The sequence below is a fragment of the Klebsiella sp. B345 genome, assembly GCF_051131735.1.
In the GTDB taxonomy this organism is placed as follows: Bacteria; Pseudomonadota; Gammaproteobacteria; order Enterobacterales; family Enterobacteriaceae; genus Klebsiella.
In genome coordinates, this window is record NZ_CP180443.1 from 4,770,393 (window position 1) to 4,789,358 (window position 18,966).

At 55.2% G+C, this 18,966-nt stretch carries 16 protein-coding genes; 9 read left to right on the plus strand and 7 right to left on the minus strand.

What is annotated here, in order from left to right:
• The first annotated feature begins 329 nt into the window (after positions 1–329).
• Complete coding sequence (pepN, locus tag ACMYSO_RS22340) at positions 330–2,945, plus strand: aminopeptidase N (RefSeq protein ID WP_434667971.1); 2,616 nt, start codon at positions 330–332, stop codon at positions 2,943–2,945.
• 53 nt (positions 2,946–2,998) lie between these two features.
• On the opposite strand, the gene ssuB is transcribed toward pepN, so the two are convergent.
• Genes ssuB through ssuE form a run of 5 tightly spaced genes read right to left on the minus strand, consistent with a single transcriptional unit; the run spans position 2,999 to position 7,243 of the window.
• Positions 2,999–3,772 (minus strand): aliphatic sulfonates ABC transporter ATP-binding protein, encoded by a 774-nt coding sequence (gene ssuB / locus ACMYSO_RS22345; protein ID WP_434585707.1) that lies wholly within the window; start codon positions 3,770–3,772, stop codon positions 2,999–3,001.
• Positions 3,769–4,560, minus strand: coding sequence for an aliphatic sulfonate ABC transporter permease SsuC (ssuC, locus tag ACMYSO_RS22350; protein ID WP_434667973.1), 792 nt, complete (start codon positions 4,558–4,560; stop codon positions 3,769–3,771). The genes ssuB and ssuC overlap by 4 nt, the downstream gene beginning before the upstream one ends.
• A 10-nt stretch (positions 4,561–4,570) precedes the next feature.
• Positions 4,571–5,716, minus strand: coding sequence for an FMNH2-dependent alkanesulfonate monooxygenase (gene ssuD, locus ACMYSO_RS22355; protein ID WP_434667976.1), 1,146 nt, complete (start codon positions 5,714–5,716; stop codon positions 4,571–4,573).
• Positions 5,713–6,675 carry a sulfonate ABC transporter substrate-binding protein gene (locus ACMYSO_RS22360; protein ID WP_434667979.1) on the minus strand — a complete coding sequence of 321 codons (963 nt, stop codon included), beginning with the start codon at positions 6,673–6,675 and terminating at the stop codon, positions 5,713–5,715. Before ACMYSO_RS22360 ends, ssuD begins: the two co-directional genes overlap by 4 nt.
• Positions 6,668–7,243, minus strand: a complete 576-nt coding sequence (gene ssuE, locus ACMYSO_RS22365) for an NADPH-dependent FMN reductase (protein WP_434667982.1) — start codon at positions 7,241–7,243, stop codon at positions 6,668–6,670. Before ssuE ends, ACMYSO_RS22360 begins: the two co-directional genes overlap by 8 nt.
• A gap of 250 nt (positions 7,244–7,493) precedes the next feature.
• Between ssuE and pyrD the strand changes: the two genes are divergently transcribed.
• Together pyrD and zapC are read left to right on the plus strand one after the other, a co-directional pair.
• Positions 7,494–8,504 (plus strand): quinone-dependent dihydroorotate dehydrogenase, encoded by a 1,011-nt coding sequence (pyrD, locus tag ACMYSO_RS22370; RefSeq protein WP_123756193.1) that lies wholly within the window; start codon positions 7,494–7,496, stop codon positions 8,502–8,504.
• Between the two features lie 168 nt (positions 8,505–8,672).
• Complete coding sequence (zapC, locus tag ACMYSO_RS22375) at positions 8,673–9,215, plus strand: cell division protein ZapC (RefSeq protein ID WP_434667985.1); 543 nt, start codon at positions 8,673–8,675, stop codon at positions 9,213–9,215.
• A 12-nt stretch (positions 9,216–9,227) separates the two neighbouring features.
• Here the strand turns inward: zapC and ACMYSO_RS22380 are convergent, their stop codons facing one another.
• Complete coding sequence (locus ACMYSO_RS22380; RefSeq protein ID WP_434667988.1) at positions 9,228–10,337, minus strand: YcbX family protein; 1,110 nt, start codon at positions 10,335–10,337, stop codon at positions 9,228–9,230.
• Positions 10,338–10,435: 98 nt separating this feature from the next.
• Between ACMYSO_RS22380 and rlmKL the strand changes: the two genes are divergently transcribed.
• From rlmKL to rmf, 6 genes are all read left to right on the plus strand, one after another.
• Entirely contained in the window at positions 10,436–12,541 is a 2,106-nt protein-coding gene (rlmKL, locus tag ACMYSO_RS22385) for a bifunctional 23S rRNA (guanine(2069)-N(7))-methyltransferase RlmK/23S rRNA (guanine(2445)-N(2))-methyltransferase RlmL (RefSeq protein WP_434585700.1), read from the plus strand.
• 12 nt (positions 12,542–12,553) lie between these two features.
• Positions 12,554–14,461, plus strand: coding sequence for an ABC transporter ATP-binding protein (locus ACMYSO_RS22390; RefSeq protein ID WP_434667991.1), 1,908 nt, complete (start codon positions 12,554–12,556; stop codon positions 14,459–14,461).
• A gap of 14 nt (positions 14,462–14,475) precedes the next feature.
• Complete coding sequence (gene pqiA / locus ACMYSO_RS22395; RefSeq protein ID WP_434667994.1) at positions 14,476–15,744, plus strand: membrane integrity-associated transporter subunit PqiA; 1,269 nt, start codon at positions 14,476–14,478, stop codon at positions 15,742–15,744.
• Positions 15,734–17,371: an intermembrane transport protein PqiB gene (gene pqiB / locus ACMYSO_RS22400; RefSeq protein WP_434667996.1), complete on the plus strand. Its 1,638-nt coding sequence runs from the start codon at positions 15,734–15,736 to the stop codon at positions 17,369–17,371. Before pqiA ends, pqiB begins: the two co-directional genes overlap by 11 nt.
• A complete protein-coding gene (pqiC, locus tag ACMYSO_RS22405) occupies positions 17,371–17,934 on the plus strand; it encodes a membrane integrity-associated transporter subunit PqiC (RefSeq protein WP_434585696.1) in 564 nt (187 codons plus the stop codon). The genes pqiB and pqiC overlap by 1 nt, the downstream gene beginning before the upstream one ends.
• Positions 17,935–18,188: 254 nt before the next feature.
• On the plus strand, positions 18,189–18,356 hold the full coding sequence (rmf, locus tag ACMYSO_RS22410; RefSeq protein ID WP_004871568.1) for a ribosome modulation factor: 168 nt from the start codon (positions 18,189–18,191) through the stop codon (positions 18,354–18,356).
• Between the two features lie 67 nt (positions 18,357–18,423).
• Here the strand turns inward: rmf and fabA are convergent, their stop codons facing one another.
• On the minus strand, positions 18,424–18,942 hold the full coding sequence (fabA, locus tag ACMYSO_RS22415) for a bifunctional 3-hydroxydecanoyl-ACP dehydratase/trans-2-decenoyl-ACP isomerase (RefSeq protein ID WP_434667999.1): 519 nt from the start codon (positions 18,940–18,942) through the stop codon (positions 18,424–18,426).
• Positions 18,943–18,966 lie beyond the last annotated feature (24 nt).

Below are 18,966 nucleotides of genomic sequence, written 5' to 3' on the forward strand. Positions count from 1 at the left end.
GGTGCGCAGTAGCGTCCTCTCACTGGAGCGTTTCCATCAAAACCGAAGCAGAAAAAAGGAGGCGGAGTATACCTTTATTACCCGACTCTGTCCCGCAGTGGCGATCGATGGCGACGCTGGCGGTCATTTGCGAGGCCTAGTTTAATATATTGAACAGGGATCACACCACAAGCTTTATAGCGGGTCGAGTGCATTTCGTGCCTCTAATGTTATCAATATGTAGCAAATTTCGTGTTTGGCATTGAAAAGATGAAGATTCTGCGTAGCGCGATCTACACAACAGGAATAGACTGGGTTCGACACTTTATGGAACATGCTAAAGGTTTTTTATGACACAACAGCCCCAAGCCAAATACCGCCACGATTACCGTGCGCCGGATTATCTGATTAGCGATATCGATTTGACCTTTGACCTGGATGCCGAGAAAACCGTTGTTACGGCAGAGAGTAAAGTCTCCCGTCACGCGGCGGCGTCTGACGTGCCGTTGCGTCTGGATGGTGAAGACCTGACGCTGGTCTCCCTGAAAGTAGATGGCCAGCCGTGGAGCCACTATAAAGAAGAAAATAACCAGCTGGTGATCGAAGGATTACCGGAACATTTCACCCTGACTATCGTCAATGAAATCAGCCCGGCGGCTAATACCGCGCTGGAAGGCCTGTATCAGTCTGGCGAAGCGCTGTGCACCCAATGTGAAGCTGAAGGGTTCCGGCATATTACCTGGTACCTGGACCGCCCGGATGTCCTCGCGCGTTTCACCACCAAAATTATCGCCGATAAAGCGAAGTATCCGTACCTGCTTTCCAACGGCAACCGCGTTGCTCAGGGAGAGCTGGATCAGGGGCGTCATTGGATCCAGTGGCAGGACCCGTTCCCGAAACCATGCTATCTGTTTGCGCTGGTGGCTGGTGATTTCGACGTGCTACGCGATACCTTCAAAACCCGTTCCGGGCGCGAAGTGGCGCTGGAGCTGTTCGTTGACCGCGGCAACCTCGATCGCGCGCCGTGGGCGATGACGTCGCTGAAAAACTCCATGAAATGGGACGAAACCCGTTTCGGCCTCGAGTACGACCTCGACATCTATATGATCGTCGCCGTCGACTTCTTTAATATGGGCGCCATGGAGAACAAAGGACTGAACGTCTTTAACTCCAAATATGTACTGGCCCGTACCGATACCGCGACCGATAAAGACTACCTTGATATCGAACGAGTCATTGGTCACGAATATTTCCATAACTGGACCGGTAACCGCGTCACCTGTCGCGACTGGTTCCAGCTGAGCCTCAAAGAGGGGCTGACCGTATTCCGCGATCAGGAGTTCAGTTCTGACCTTGGTTCACGTGCGGTCAACCGGATTAGCAACGTTCGCACCATGCGCGGCATGCAGTTCGCCGAAGATGCCAGCCCGATGGCCCATCCTATCCGCCCGGATATGGTCATTGAGATGAACAACTTCTACACCCTGACGGTATATGAAAAAGGGGCCGAAGTGATCCGCATGCTGCACACCCTGTTGGGTGAAGCCAACTTCCAGAAAGGGATGCAGCTGTACTTCGAACGTCATGACGGCAGCGCTGCCACCTGTGATGACTTTGTCCAGGCGATGGAAGATGCTTCCAATGTCGACCTGTCCCATTTCCGTCGCTGGTACAGCCAGTCCGGTACGCCGGTGGTGAGCGTCCATGATGACTACAATCCGGAAACCGAACAGTATACGTTGACCATCAGTCAGCGTACGCCGCCGACGGCGGAACAACCGGAAAAACAGCCTCTGCACATTCCGTTCGACATCGAACTGTATGACAACGAAGGCAAGGTTATCCCGCTGCAGAAGGGCGGTCATCCAGTGCATCACGTGCTGAACGTGACCCAGGCCGAGCAGACGTTTGTGTTCGACAACGTCTACTTCCAGCCGGTCCCGGCGCTGCTGTGCGAGTTTTCCGCTCCGGTGAAGCTGGAGTATAAATGGAGCGATCAGCAGCTGACGTTCCTGATGCGCCATGCGCGTAACGACTTCTCCCGCTGGGATGCTGCGCAGAGCCTGCTGGCAACCTACATCAAGCTCAACGTCAATCGCCATCAGCAGGGTCAGCCGCTGTCACTGCCGATTCATGTGGCCGACGCGTTCCGCGCGATCCTGCTGGATGAGAAGATTGACCCGGCGCTGGCGGCAGAAATTCTGACGCTGCCTTCCGCCAACGAAATCGCTGAATTGTTTGCCATCATCGACCCGATCGCCATTGCGGCGGTACGGGAAGCGCTGACCCGCACGCTGGCGAAAGAGCTGGCGGACGAGTTCCTGGCGATCTACAACGCCAACAAGCTCTCGAGCTATCGCGTGGAACATACCGATATCGGCAAGCGTTCACTGCGCAATACCTGCCTGCGTTACCTGGCGTTCGGCGACGTTGAGCTGGCGAATAAGCTGGTCGTCGCGCAGTATCATCAGGCGGACAATATGACCGATGCGCTGGCGGCACTGTCGGCGGCGGTGGCGGCGGAACTGCCTTGCCGTGATGCCTTGATGCAGGAGTATGACGATAAGTGGCATCAGGACGGTCTGGTGATGGATAAATGGTTTATCCTGCAGTCCACCAGCCCGGCGGCGAATGTTGTGGAAACGGTGCGCGGCTTGCTGAATCACCGCTCCTTCAGCATCAGCAACCCGAACCGCGTTCGTTCGCTGATTGGCGCCTTTGCCGGCAGCAACCCGGCTGCGTTCCATGCGGAAGACGGCAGCGGCTATCAGTTCCTGGTTGAAATGCTGACCGAACTCAACAGCCGTAACCCGCAGGTGGCGTCTCGCCTGATTGAACCGTTGATTCGTCTGAAACGTTACGATGCCAAACGCCAGGCGCTGATGCGCGCGGCGCTGGAGCAGCTGAAAGGTCTGGAGAATCTCTCCGGCGATCTGTTCGAAAAAATCAGTAAAGCTCTGGCGTAACGGTCAGGAGAGCCCCGGTACGCGCAGCGCAACCGGGGAAATCCAGAAGGTGGTTAACCGTGATTCAACAAGCGCGGCGCAGACTCGCTCGTGCCGCGCTTCATGACTCTGTCCAGCACCTCGGCTTCCAGCTCGGCCAGGCGCGCCGAACCGGTCCGACGCGGGCGTGGAATATCCACCCCTAAATCCAGTCCAATTTTACCGTCTTCAATCAACAGCACCCGGTCGGCCATGGCGACCGCTTCACTCACGTCGTGCGTCACCAGCAGCACGGTGAATCCGTGTTGTTCCCACAACGACACAATCAAATCCTGCATTTCCAGCCGGGTTAACGCATCCAGCGCGCCCAGAGGTTCATCGAGCAACAGCAGGCCCGGGCGATGAATTAACGCGCGGGCCAACGCCACACGCTGTTTTTGCCCGCCGGAGAGCGCCGCCGGCCACTCGCCGGCGCGGCTTTCCAGACCTACGCTGGCCAATGCCTGGCGGGCCGCGTCGTGCCAGGCGCCTTTCAGTCCCAGGCCGACGTTGTCGATCACCGTTTTCCATGGCAGCAATCGCGCATCCTGAAACATCATTCGCGTATCGTCCTGGATTTGCGCCAGCGGGGTGGCACCGGCCAGCAGTTCACCGTCATTGGGTTTTTCCAGCCCGGCTAGCAGACGCAGCAGGGTGCTTTTGCCGCCGCCGCTGCGCCCAACCACCGCGACAAATTGCCCGGTAGGAATATGTAAATCCAGCGCGTTCAGAATGGTATTGTCGCCGTAGCGTTTGCTTACGCCGTTCAGTAACAGCGGGATCCCTGGGTTGAGACGGGCAGTAGTCATGCGTTGGCCTCCTGAAGATGATAAGCCGGGTTCCAGCGTAACCACACGCGTTCGAGCAGCTGTGCGCTGACGTCGGCCAGTTTGCCAAGAATGGCGTAAAGAATGATGGCTACCACCACCACGTCGGTTTGTAAAAACTCACGGGCATTCATGGCCAGATAGCCAATGCCGGCGTTGGCGGAGATGGTTTCGGCCACGATCAGCGTCAACCACATCAGGCCAAGGGCGAAGCGGATCCCCACCATGATGGAGGGCAGGGCGCCGGGCAGAATCACATGACGGAAGAGGGCAAAACCGGATAAGCCGTAGCTCCGCGCCATTTCCAGTAGCCCGCGGTCGATGTTACGAATGCCGTGCCAGGTATTGATGTAAATCGGGAACATGGTCCCCAGTGCGACGAGGAAAATTTTGGCGCTTTCGTCGATGCCGAACCATAAAATCACCAGCGGAATCAGGGCCAGGTGCGGCACATTACGCAACATCTGAATTGAGGTATCCAGCAGGCGTTCGCCCCAACGCGAGAGGCCGCTGATCAGCCCGAGGACCAACCCGATAGAGCCGCCGATGGCAAAGCCCAACAGCGCACGCCACGAGCTGATGGCCAGATGCTGCCACAGCTCGCCGCTGGCGGAGAGCGTCCAGAAGGCTTTCAGTACCCCCTCCGGAGAGGGGAGAATACGGGTGGATAACCAGCCAACCGACGACGCGAGTTGCCAGATGATGACGGTTCCCACCGGCAGCAGCCAGGGAGCTATCCGCATCAGCAGTTTTTGCGCAGACTTTGCCATGATGTACTCCTTAGCTTTGCGCGACTTTACGCGGGATAAACTCATTGGCGACCGCCTCGCCCTGCTGGCGCAGGCTCTGCGGCTGCGGGACCGACGGAATATTGACATCCAGCAGCGGGAACAGCAGTTCTCCGACGCGATAAGCTTCCTCAAGATGTGGGTAGCCGGAGAAGATAAAGCTATCGATACCCAGTGCCGCGTATTCATTGATGCGCTCGGCCACGGTGGCCGCGTCGCCAACCAGTGCGGTTCCGGCACCGCCACGTGCCAGCCCGACGCCGGCCCACAGGTTGGGGCTGATTTCCAGCTTGTCGCGCTGACCGTTATGCAGCGCTGCCATCCGCTGTTGCCCGACCGAGTCGGTTTTGGCAAAGGCCGCCTGCGCGCGGGCAATGGTCTCATCATCAAGGAGCGAAATAAGGCTGTCAGCCGCCTGCCAGGCCTCTTCATTGGTTTCCCGGACAATCACATGCAGACGGATCCCGAAGCGTACCTGACGACCATGACGCGCGGCTTTTTCCCGCACCTGGGCAATTTTTTCCGCCACCTGTTCCGGCGGTTCTCCCCAGGTCAGATACAGGTCGACCTGTTCCGCCGCCAGCTCCTGCGCGACGTCAGAGGATCCGCCAAAATAGAGCGGTGGCCGTGGCTGTTGTAGTGGTGGAAACAGTAGCTTCGCGCTGCGCACCCGCTGGTGTTTACCGTTATAGGTGACCGTTTCTCCTTCCATTAGGCGGCGCCAGATATGGGTGAATTCTGCGGAGGCTTCGTAGCGCTCGGTATGGTCGAGGAATACCCCGTCGCCGGCCAGCTCCTGGGGATCGCTACCGGTTACCAGGTTAAACAACGCCCGGCCGTTGGACAGGCGGTCGAGCGTTGCGGCCTGGCGAGCGGCAACCGTCGGGGACATCACGCTGGGGCGCAGGGCCACGAGAAACTTCAGCCGTTGCGTCACCGGGATCATTGAGGCGGCAACCAGCCAGGCATCTTCGCAGGAGCGGCCGGTCGGGATCAGCACACCGGTAAACCCAAGACGGTCGGCGGTTTGTGCGATCTGTTGCAGATAGCCATGATCCACCGGACGAGCGCCTTCGTCAGTACCAAGGTAGCGGCCATCGCCGTGGGTCGGTAAAAACCAGAACATATTTAAACTCATGATTTTGCTCCTTGTGCCACGGCGGGCTGCCAGATTCGGGTGCGGATATCGACTTTTTTCGGTACCAGTTTGTTCTCATAGAACAGGTCGGCGGTTTGCTGCTGGCGAGCGGCCGTTTCGGCACTGACCGGGGTGATAGTGGTGGGTGGGCGATGGTCAAGATAGCTGGCGATCACCGCTTCCGGCACACCCATGGTTTTTGCCAGTAAGGTAATGCTTTGCGGACGCTGGCTCAGGGTCAGGGCATCCGCCTGGCTGAATGTTTCCAGTACGCCGGTAATAAAGGCCGGGTTTTTATCGGCATAGGGGCGTGCAGCGAGATAGAAAGAGCCGGTTTGTTTCAGGTCGCTGCCATCTTTCAATACCCGGGCGTGGGTTTGCTGTAGCGCTGCAGAATAGTAAGGATCCCAAATAGCCCAGGCATCCACGTTGCCCTGCTGGAACGCCGCGCGAGCGTCGGCAGGCGCCAGATAGACCGGTTGAATATCGCTGATTTTCAGGCCAGCTTGCTGTAAAGCCCGCAATAGCAGGTTGTGGGAGCTGGAACCTTTCTGGAATGCTACTTTGCGTCCCTTGAGTTCCGCTACGCTTTTTATCGGGCTGTCCTGGGCCACCAGAATCACTTCCGCTTTGGGCTTCGGCGGTTCGGCACCGACGTAAACCAGATCGGCCCCGGCAGCCTGGGCAAATATCGGTGGAATATCGCCGGTACTGCCCAGATCGATGCTGCCGACATTTAATGCTTCGAGCATCTGCGGTCCTGCCGGGAATTCCACCCAGGAGATGGCGGTGTTTGGATAGCGTTTTTCCAGCAGCTGGTGGCTTTTGGCCAGCACCATACTGACGCTGCCTTTTTGGTAGCCGATGCGCAGCGCTTCCGGTGCGGGTTCCGCCGCGTGGCTCAGGGCGGATAACGTCAGTAATCCGCTGAGGGTCAGGGTTCGCAGGATATTACGCATGTTCCACCCCGCGAATGGTCTTGAGGGCAGGCGCGCGGCTGGAGGTGCGGTGCAGCGCTTGCCAGAAGGTTTCCAGCGCCTGATCGAGGCGCCCGTGCAGGTTCGGCGTAAACTGCGGCTTGTGTTGATAGTCGGTTATCTGGCTATCGTCAGCAAAGACGCCGTGGAGGATCTCCTGGGCCTTTAGGGCGTTGAGGACCGGCTTCAGGGCATAATCCACTGCCAGCATATGGGCGATAGTGCCGCCGGTGGCCAGCGGTAGGACGATTTTCCCCTCCAGCGCTCGTTCCGGCAGCAGGTCGAGCAGGGTCTTCAGAGCACCGGAAAACGACGCTTTATAGACCGGGGTGGCGATAATCAGCCCGTCTGCGCCGGACAGTTGTTCATTCAGGGTCTGCAGCGCCGGGCTATCGAAGCGGGCATAAAGCAGATCTTCCGGGGCAAAGTTTTGCAGGTGCCAGTGGCAAACTTCAATATCAGCCGCGGAGAGGGTTGCTCTGGCATATTCCAGAAGCGCACTGGAACGGGAAGGGTAGCGCGGGCTACCCGCAAGTGTAATGACACGCATCGTCTCTCTCCTTATAACCAAATGTTTGCATTTATCTATAATTGATAACATTTGCGAGCAGTGTGACAGAGGCGATTTATTTCCCTAAATGATTTTTCCACCCTTGTTTTGTCAGAATTTGCATAATGGAAGGGGAGAGAAGAAAACGTTTGCGTCGGATGCGAGATTTTTTGTTGTAGGTCAATTCCCTTTCTGGCGCCGATCGAACATAATACGCCCCCGGTTTGCCACCGGGAATCCAGGAGAGTTCATGTACTACCCCTTCGTTCGTAAAGCCCTTTTTCAGCTCGATCCTGAGCGCGCTCATGAAGTTACTTTTCAACAATTACGCCGAGTATCAGGTACGCCGCTGGAAATGCTGGTTCGCCAGAAGGTGCCGACCAAACCGGTCACCTGCATGGGTCTCACATTTAAGAATCCACTGGGTCTGGCCGCAGGGCTGGATAAGAATGGCGAGTGCATCGACGCGCTCGGTGCAATGGGGTTCGGCTCCATTGAAATTGGTACCGTGACGCCACGCCCGCAGCCGGGTAACGACAAGCCGAGGATCTTCCGTCTGGTTGATGCGGAAGGTTTGATCAACCGCATGGGCTTTAATAACCACGGCGTTGATAACCTGGTTGAGAACGTCAAAAAGGCGCATTTTGACGGTATCCTCGGTATTAATATCGGCAAGAATAAAGATACGCCGGTCGAGCAGGGTAAAGATGATTATCTGATTTGTATGGAAAAAATCTATCCTTATGCCGGTTATATCGCCATTAATATCTCTTCGCCGAATACGCCAGGGCTGCGTACCTTGCAATATGGTGAGGCCCTCGACGATCTGCTTTCCGGTATTAAAAATAAGCAACTGGAGCTCCAGCAGAAGCATCAAAAATATGTTCCAGTGGCGGTAAAGATCGCGCCGGATCTTTCTCTCGAAGAACTGATCCAGGTTGCTGATAGTTTAGTTCGCCATAATATTGATGGCGTCATTGCGACCAATACTACCCTCGATCGTTCACTGGTACAGGGAATGAAATTCTGCGATGAAACCGGTGGTCTTAGCGGTCGTCCGTTGCAGCTGAAGAGTACAGAAATTATTCGCATGCTGGCGGCCGAATTAAATGGTCGGTTACCGATTATCGGTGTCGGCGGGATTGATTCAGTGATTGCCGCACGAGAAAAAATGGCCGCGGGGGCGAGTCTTGTCCAGATTTATTCCGGGTTTATTTTTAAAGGGCCACCCCTGATTAAAGAAATTGTTACCCATATCTAATCTTTTCCCCCTCTGATCCCACCCAGGGCTTTATTTCCGGCCCTGGTTGTTTTATATTCCTTCATTGTTGCTTATTTAGACATTTTAGTCTTTTCTTAATTTTGGAAATAATTTTGTTGCAGGATGCCATTGCAATTAGAGCTGGACGCAAAAGAGGACCGGGATACGATGCGAATTAAACCTGACGATAACTGGCGTTGGTATTACGATGAAGAGCACGATCGTATGATGCTCGATTTGGCCAATGGTATGTTGTTCCGTTCGCGTTTTGCGCGTCGGATGTTAACCCCGGACGCATTCGCGCCATCCGGATTCTGCGTTGACGACGCTGCGCTTTATTTTTCCTTCGAAGAGAAATGTCGCGATATAGAATTATCGAAAGAACAGCGTGCGGAATTAGTCCTTAATGCTCTGGTCGCGATTCGTTTCCTGAAACCACAAATGCCGAAGAGCTGGCATTTCACCTCTCATGATGCCAGCTGGCAGCCGGTCACTGGTGACGCCGCCAGTGCCTGGCTCAGCGATACCGGGCAACAGGTGAATTTGCTGGTGGTTGAACCGGGGGAAAATGCGGCCCTGTGTTTGCTGGCGCAGCCGGGAGTGACGGTCGCAGGGCGTATTTTGCAGCTTGGTGACGTGATTAAAATTATGAACGACAGACTGCAACCGGCAGCAGGTGCCGCCAGCTACAGTCTGGGTCAGGCAGTGTAAATCGCCCGTTGCTTAGGGCGCCAGCCGTAAAGCGGTTTTGGGTACACAGCTACAGCACAGAATCGTGCCATCTGCCGCCACCGCGTTTTTCTTCAGCGGGCTGACTTCGCCCTCTTCCAGCCGGATACGGCAGCTGCCACAGATGCCGGCCCGACAGGAGTAGGGAATGCGAATACCTTTTTGTTCTAGCTGCTCCAGCAGTACCTGCTGCGTATTCCCGTTAAAACTCAGCCCCTGCCACGCTATCTCTACCACGGAATTTTGCTGCTGGTCTACCGCCAGCGTCTCGTCGCTCTCGCCAGCACCGTAGGCTTTTGCCGGGCCGCGCGTTAGCACTTCCACTTCATCGCCAACCCGCACGACGCCGCTGTTGCGGGCGATCAGATTCTGACCGAAATCCACATCGCCGTTATCCAGCGCGGTACGGAAGCGCTGCAGGGTGGCCAGCGGTTCGCCGGAGGGATGCTTTTGCCCACGTTCCGGACTGACGGTGGTCAGCACGCAGCGGCTGCAGGGCTTTGCCACCTCAAACACCACCTCGCCGATACGAATCACTTTCCAGCTGTCTTCTTCCCAGGCCGCGGCACCGGTCACCACCAAATTGGGGCGAAACTGTTCCATGCGCACGCTTGCCGGACAGCGGCTTTGCAGGTCACGCAATGAGGCTTCATTGGTTAATAAATAGGGAAAGCCATCGGCGAAGGTCAGGGGAACCGCGTCATGGCGCTTCACCCGTCGGGTCAGCTGTGGCCCTAACCAGCGGAGCTGAACGTCACGATTAAAGAAGCCGCTGAGCCACTGGTTCACTGATGCTGGCGCGATTAGCGCGGTGAAGTGGTTACCCCACACTTCGGTCGGTTCGCCCTGAGGGGCAAAATCCGTAAAGCGGATAATCGCGCTGCTGCCGTCAACTGCCGTCAGGTGAATACCATCATGTAAAGGCGAGGGGGTAAACTTGACCATTTGAGGAAACTGGCGGGCAGTAATAAAGGTGCCATCGGTTTCCGTCACCATGAAGGCTCGATCGAAGGCCAGACCGCTGATATCGGCAAACGCGTGCGTCAGGCCAATTCCACGCATGGATTTGACGGGATGAATAAAAAGTCGCGATAGCGTTAGCATGCGCTGCCTCCAGGCTTAAAAATAAGCCTTTAACTTTATGACATGGGGCGCATATTGGCTATAATGCGCAACAATTTTCTTTTAGTAAAAGTGACGATATGAATTCTCTGTTTGCCAGTACGGCTCGTGGCCTTGAAGAGCTGTTAAAAACTGAACTGGAAGGGCTTGGCGCGCTGGACTGCCAGGTAGTCCAGGGCGGTGTCCATTTTCAGGGAGATACGCGAGTACGCTATCAAAGCCTGATGTGGAGCCGACTGGCTTCGCGCATCATGATGCCGCTGGGCCAGTGTAGCGTGTACAGCGATTTGGATCTGTACCTCGGCGTGCAGGCCATTCCATGGACGGAGATTTTCACCCCAGACGCCACTTTTGCCGTCCATTTTAGCGGGCTGAACGACGAAATTCGTAACAGCCAGTACGGCGCGTTAAAGGTCAAAGATGCGATCGTTGACAGCTTCACGCGTAAAAATCTGCCACGTCCAAACGTCGATCGTGAGCAACCCGATCTGCGTATTAACGTCTGGCTGAATAAAGAAACCGCGCACATCTCGCTGGATCTCAGCGGAGAAGGCCTGCATCTTCGCGGCTATCGCGATGGTACCGGTATGGCGCCGATCAAAGAAACCCTGGCGGCAGCGATTGTGATGCGCTCTGGCTGGGTTCAGGGTACGCCGTTGCTCGATCCGATGTGTGGTTCCGGTACGCTGCTGATTGAAGCTGCCATGCTGGCAACCGATCGTGCGCCGGGTCTGCATCGTGGTCACTGGGGTTTTAACGGTTGGTTGCAGCATGATGATGCGGTGTGGAAAGAGGTCAAAGCCGAAGCACAGACCCGCGCCCGCAAAGGGCTGGCTGCCTATGAGTCACGTTTCTACGGCTCTGACGTCGATGCCCGTGTGATTGAGCGTGCGCGGAGCAACGCTCGTCGCGCCGGAGTAGGCGAGCTGATCGCCTTCGAAGCCAAAGATGTAGCCCAGTTGAGCAATCCGCTGCCGAAAGGCCCTTATGGGACCGTTATCAGCAATCCACCATACGGTGAACGTCTGGAAAGCGAGCCGGCGCTGATTGCTCTGCACAGCCTGCTGGGTCGGGCGATGAAAACGCAGTTTGGCGGCTGGAATCTGTCACTGTTCAGCGCCTCGCCGGAACTGCTCAGCTGCCTGCAGCTGCGTGCGGACAAACAGTTTAAAGCGAAAAATGGCCCGCTGGACTGCGTGCAGAAAAACTACCATCTGGCGGAAACCGATGGCAGCAGCGTGGCATCCATGGCGGATGATTTCGCCAACCGTCTGCGTAAAAACCTGAAGAAATTTGAGAAATGGGCGCGTCAGGAAGGGATCGAATGCTACCGCCTGTATGATGCCGACCTGCCGGAATACAACGTGGCGATTGACCGCTACGCCGATTGGGTGGTGGTGCAGGAATACGCGCCGCCGAAAACGGTTGATGCGCATAAAGCACGCCAGCGTCTGTTTGACATTATCGCGGCGACGATCTCCGTGCTGGGCATTGCGCCGAACAAACTGGTGCTGAAAACCCGTGAACGGCAGAAAGGTAAGAATCAGTACCAGAAAATGGCCGAGAAGGGCGATTTCCTGGAAGTTCAGGAGTATAACGCTCGTCTGTGGGTCAACCTGACGGATTATCTCGATACCGGCCTGTTCCTTGACCACCGCATCGCCCGTCGTCTGCTGGGCCAGATGAGCAAAGGGAAAGACTTCCTGAATCTCTTCGCCTACACCGGCAGCGCCAGCGTCCACGCTGGCCTCGGCGGCGCACGTTCTACCACTACCGTGGATATGTCCCGTACCTATCTCGAATGGGCCGAGCGCAACTTGCGCCTCAACGGGCTGACCGGGCGTGCACATCGTCTGATGCAGGCCGACGTGCTGGGCTGGCTGCGTGAAAGCGATGAACAGTTCGATCTGATCTTTATCGATCCGCCGACGTTCTCCAACTCAAAACGCATGGATGATGCCTTCGACGTGCAGCGCGACCACCTGCGTCTGATGACGGATCTTAAACGTCTGCTGCGCAAAGGCGGCACCATTATGTTCTCGAACAACAAACGCGGTTTCCGTATGGATCATGACGGACTGGCACAGCTGGGGCTGAAGGCGCAAGAAATTACGCAAAAAACGCTGTCTCAGGATTTCGCCCGTAACCGTCAGATTCACAACTGCTGGCTGATTACCGCAGCCTGAAAGGAATAAAGAATGTCATTAATTAGTATGCATGGTGCCTGGCTTTCCTTTAGCGATTCACCGCTGCTGGATAACGCCGAGTTGCATATCGAAGATAACGAGCGCGTCTGTCTGGTCGGGCGCAACGGTGCGGGCAAATCCACCCTGATGAAGATCCTCAACCGGGAGCAGGGGCTGGATGACGGACGGATCATCTATGAGCAGGATCTGGTTGTGGCTCGTTTGCAGCAGGATCCACCGCGCAATATCGCCGGTACGGTATACGACTTTGTGGCTGAAGGGATCGCCGAGCAGGCGGCTTATCTGAAGGGATATCACGATGTCTCTCGCCTGGTGATGACCGATCCGAGCACTAAAAATTTAAATGAGCTGGCGCGCCTGCAGGATCTGCTGGATAACCTGGGATTGTGGCAGCTTGAAAACCGTATTAACGAAGTCCTGGAACAGCTGGGTCTGGATGCGAATGCCGAGCTGGCTTCTCTTTCCGGCGGTTGGTTACGTAAAGCCGCTCTCGGGCGTGCGCTGGTCAGTGGCCCGCGCGTGCTGCTGCTGGATGAACCGACCAACCACCTGGATATCGAAACCATTGACTGGCTTGAAGGCTTCCTCAAAACCTTCAAAGGAACCATCATTTTCATCTCGCACGACCGTTCCTTCATTCGCAATATGGCCACCCGTATCGTCGATCTCGATCGCGGTAAGCTGGTGACCTATCCGGGTAGCTACGATCAGTATCTGCTGGAAAAAGAAGAAGCCCTGCGTGTTGAAGAGCTGCAAAACGCCGAGTTTGACCGCAAGCTGGCCCAGGAAGAGGTGTGGATTCGCCAGGGTATTAAAGCGCGCCGTACCCGCAACGAAGGTCGTGTTCGCGCCCTTAAAGCGATGCGTCGTGAACGTGGCGAACGTCGCGAAGTAATGGGCAGTGCGAAGATGCAGGTCGAAGAGGCGGCACGTTCCGGCAAAATCGTCTTCGAAATGGAAGATGTTAACTATCAGATTGACGGTAAGGTGCTGGTAAAAGATTTCACGGCGCAAATCCAGCGCGGTGACAAAATCGCGCTGATCGGTCCTAACGGTTGTGGGAAAACCACGCTGTTGAAACTGATGCTCGGTCAGCTGAAGGCTGATAGCGGTCGGGTTCATGTCGGCACCAAGCTGGAAGTGGCCTACTTCGATCAGCACCGCGCCGAGCTAGATCCGGATAAAACCGTGATGGATAACCTGGCCGAAGGCAAACAGGAAGTACTGGTAAACGGTAAACCGCGCCATGTGCTGGGCTATTTGCAGGACTTCCTGTTCCATCCAAAACGTGCGATGACGCCTGTGCGGGCGCTGTCTGGCGGAGAGCGTAACCGACTGTTGCTGGCACGTCTTTTCCTGAAGCCAAGCAACCTGTTGATCCTCGATGAACCGACAAACGATCTGGATGTGGAAACGCTGGAGCTGTTGGAAGAGCTCGTCGATGGGTATCAGGGCAGCGTCATGCTGGTCAGCCACGACCGTCAGTTTGTCGATAACACCGTTACCGAATGCTGGATCTTCGAAGGCGGCGGGAAAATTGGTCAGTATGTCGGCGGATACCATGATGCGCGCGGCCAACAATCGCAGCATCTGGCGCTAAAACAGACTGCTGCCAAAAAATCAGCAGAAGTTGCTCAATCAAAAGCAGAAAGTGTCAAACGTGCACCTAACAAACTAAGCTATAACCTGCAGCGCGAACTGGAACAGTTGCCACAACGACTTGAAGAACTGGAAACCCAACTGCAGAATCTGCAGGAACAGGTTGCCGATCCTTCTTTCTTTGGCCAGTCCCATGACCATACGCAGCAAGTGCTGGCTCAGCTGGCCGAAGCGGAACAGGCACTGGAAACTGCCTTTGAACGCTGGGAATATCTCGAAGGATTAAAAAACGGCGCCTAAGCTGAGGAGTTTTCATGTGCGATCATCATCATGCTGGGCGGCATATCCTGTGCCCACAATGTGATTTGCTGGTGGCTTTGCCGCAGCTGGAGCATCGCCAGAAAGCCGTATGTCCGCGTTGCGGTACGACGCTGACAACCACGTGGGACGCGCCTCGGCAGCGTCCCACGGCCTATGCGCTGGTGGCGCTGTTTATGCTGCTGCTGGCGAATCTGTTTCCCTTCGTCGATATGAGCGTTGGGGGGATCCGCAGTGAGATTAAGCTGCTGGAAATCCCTGGCATTTTGTTCAGCGAAAATTACGCCAGCCTGGGCACCTTCTTTCTCCTCTTTGTACAATTGGTGCCGGCATTTTGCCTGGTGACGATTCTGTTACTGGTTAATCGGGTGCATCTGCCGGCGCGGCTCAAGGCGTTTCTGGCGCGTATTCTGTTCCATCTTAAGACCTGGGGAATGGCGGAGATTTTCCTCGCCGGCGTGCTGGTGAGCTTCGTCAAACTGATGGCCTACGGCGATATTGGTGTTGGCTTAAGCTTTGTGCCCTGGTGTTTATTCTGTTTGCTCCAGCTGCGGGCGCTGCAATGCGTCGACCGACGCTGGCTATGGGACGATATTGCACCAATGCCTGCACTCAGACAACCGCTGAAGATCGGCCAGACCGGGATCCGCCAGGGTCTACGCTCATGTTCGTGCTGTACTGCCATTTTGCCTGCTGATGAGGCGGTTTGTCCGCGCTGCCAGACCAAAGGCACGGTCCGACGTAAGCATAGTCTGCAGTGGACTATGGCCCTGCTAATCACCTCTTTCGTCCTGTATCTCCCGGCAAATATTCTGCCGATCATGATCACCGATTTACTCGGGGATAAACTACCCTCCACGATTATGGCTGGGGTGATACTGCTCTGGAGCGAAGGGTCGTATCCGGTGGCATTGGTGATTTTTATTGCCAGTATTATGGTGCCGACGCTAAAAATGATGGCAATTGCCTGGCTCTGTTGGAACGCTAATGGCAATGGTCAACGCGATTCAGAGCGCATGCACCTGATTTATGAAGTAGTGGAGTTTGTTGGCCGTTGGTCAATGATTGATGTTTTTGTCATCGCGGTCCTCTCGGCGCTGGTGCGCATGGGAGGGTTGATGAGTATCTATCCTGCGATCGGGGCGGTGATGTTTGCGCTCGTTGTTGTTATGACAATGTTCTCAGCCATGACCTTTGACCCTCGTTTGTTGTGGGACCGTGAACCAGATTCAAGCCATGAGGAAATGCAGCAGCATGGAAAATAAGAGCGGAGAAGCAAAGGTGCAAAAGGTGAAGAACTGGTCACCCGTGTGGATCTTCCCCATCGTCACTGTGCTAATCGGCGCGTGGATCCTTTTTTATCACTACAGCCATCAAGGGCCGGAAGTGACGCTGATCACCACCAATGCGGAAGGTATTGAAGGGGGCAAAACCCGGATTAAAAGCCGCAGCGTGGACGTCGGGGTGGTGGAAAGCGCTATCCTGACTGACGACCTGACGCACGTTGAGATTAAAGCGCGTCTCAATTCCGGCATGAAGAAGCTCCTGCATTCAGACTCGGTCTTTTGGGTCGTGAAGCCGCAGGTTGGACGTGAAGGGATCAGTGGTCTGGGGACCTTACTTTCTGGTGCTTATATTGAGCTTCAGCCGGGCACCAAAGGCGGAGATTCTGCGCAATATCCGCTGCTGGATTCACCGCCGCTGGCGTCACCTGATGCGAAAGGTATTCGGGTACTGCTGGAAAGCGATAAAGCCGGACAGCTCTCTCCGGGCGACCCGGTGCTTTTCCGCGGCTATCGTGTCGGCTCGGTGGAAACCAGCACCTTCGACCCGCAAAAACGCAGCATCACCTATCAGCTGTTTATCAACGCGCCTAACGATCGTCTGGTGACGACCAACGTGCGTTTCTGGAAAGACAGCGGCATTGCGGTCGACTTAACCTCGGCGGGGATGCGTGTAGAAATGGGGTCATTAGCAACCCTGTTTGGCGGCGGCGTCAGCTTTGACATTCCGGAAGGTCTCGACCTGGGTGAGCCTGCGGCGAATAAAACCGGCTACCATCTTTTTGACGATCAAAAGAGCATTCAGGATTCGATCTATACCCAGCACATCGATTACGTGATGTTCTTTAAAGATTCCGTTCGCGGTCTGCAACCCGGAGCGCCTGTCGAGTTCCGTGGGATACGTTTAGGTACCGTCGGTAAGGTCCCGTTCTTTATTCCTGGCTTACATCAGCGTCTGAATGATGACTATCGCATTCCGGTTGAAGTACGTATTGAGCCGCAGCGCTTGATCAACCAGCTGGGCGGGGATCCTAACATCCGTACGCATATTGACGATCTGATCAATCGCGGATTACGCGGATCGCTGAAAACCGGTAACCTGGTGACCGGGGCGCTGTACATCGATCTCGATTTCTATCCAAAAGCGCCGCCGCGCGGCCAAATTCAGGAATTTGGAAGCTATCCGATCATTCCTACCATTAGCGGTGGCCTGGCACAGATCCAGCAGCGCCTGATGGAGGCACTGGATAAGATCAACAATCTACCGATTAACCCGCTGCTGGAGCAAGCAACCAGCACGCTGGCGCAGAGTGAAAAAACCATGCAGCGTGTTCAGACGACACTGGATAGCCTGAATAAGATTGCGGCAAGTCCGTCAATGCAGCAGCTGCCGGGAGATATGCAAAATACGTTGCGTGAACTGAACCGTAGTATGCAGGGCTTCCAGCCTGGTTCTGCGGCATACAACAAGATGGTTGCGGATATGCAGCGACTGGATCAGGTTCTTCGCGAACTGCAGCCAGTACTGAAAACGCTCAATGATAAGAGCAACGCGCTGGTATTTGAGGCCAAGGATAAAAAAGATCCTCAGCCGAAGGGAGCGAAATAATGAAAAAATGGTTAGTGGTTGCCGCGGCATGTGCGCTGGCAGCGTGCAGCAGCAGTGGGGAAAATAAAACCTACTATCAGCTTCCGGTTGCACAGAGCGGCGCGCAAAGCGCCGCCCACCAAAGCAAAAACCTGCTGTGGGTTGAGCAGGTGAGCATCCCGGATTATCTGGCGGGCAACGGCGTGGTCTATCAAACGACGGACGTGCAGTATGTTATTGCGAGCAATAATCTGTGGGCGAGCCCGCTCGATCAGCAACTGCGAACGACGCTGGTGGCGAATTTAAGTAATCAACTGCCGGGGTGGGTGGTTTCCTCGCAGCCTCTGGGCAGCGACCAGGATACTCTCAACGTGGCGGTGAATGGTTTCCATGGACGTTACGATGGACGGGTGATTGTCAGCGGGGAGTGGTTGCTGAAGCATCAGGGACAGCTGATTAAGCGTCCGTTCAATATTGAACTGAAGCAGCAGCAGGACGGCTATGACGCGATGGTGAAGACTATGGCGCAGGCCTGGTCCCAGGAAGCGACGGCGATTGCCAGTGAGCTGAATCGCTTGCCATAAGTAAAATGAATACAGATTTAAAGCCGCGGGGGCGAAAAACACCCGCGGCTTTTTTATTTGCCACGTCAGACCGTTACTTGTGCCGGTTCACATTTTTTGTACAAATGAACTTTCATATAGCTCACAATTATGACAATGGCGTGAATTTTGCGCATTGACGTTCCCTCTGATTCGCGGTATTCGTTAACCGTGGTTGCATATTTAGTGACCACTGTTTTCTTTTCCACCAGATCAAATAATGAGGGAAACGAGGCATGAAGAGACAAAAACGAGATCGCCTGGAACGGGCACATCAACGTGGATATCAGGCCGGGATCACCGGTAGATCGAAAGAAATGTGTCCCTACCAGACCTTGAACCAAAGGTCCTACTGGCTAGGAGGCTGGCGAGAAGCCATGGAGGACAGGGTACAAACTGCCTGACTGTCTCTTTAAAAAAAGAAGCCTCCGCCGAGCGGGGGCTTCGCCTTTTTTAACTTATCTCTGCTTATCAGAACGCAGATGTGTCCTGGAACAGGCCCACTTTCAGATCGTTTGCGGTGTAGATCAGACGATCGTCAACCAGCACTTCGCCATCCGCCAGGCCCATGATCAGACGACGGTTAACGACACGTTTGAAGTGAATACGGTAGGTCACTTTCTTCGCCGTTGGCAGAACCTGGCCGGTGAATTTGACTTCGCCTACGCCCAGCGCGCGGCCTTTGCCTTCGCCGCCGAGCCAGCCCAGATAAAAACCAACCAGCTGCCACATGGCATCCAGACCCAGACAGCCAGGCATCACCGGATCGCCAATAAAGTGGCAACCGAAGAACCACAGGTCCGGGTTGATATCGAGTTCTGCCTCAACAAAACCTTTATCGTAGTTACCACCGGTTTCGGTCATTTTGATGACGCGGTCCATCATCAGCATATTTGGCGCTGGCAACTGCGGGCCTTTCGCGCCAAACAGTTCACCACGGCCAGAGGCAAGAAGATCTTCTTTTGTATAGGATTCGCGTTTATCTACCATGTTTTCAGTAAGCCTTATTTTGAG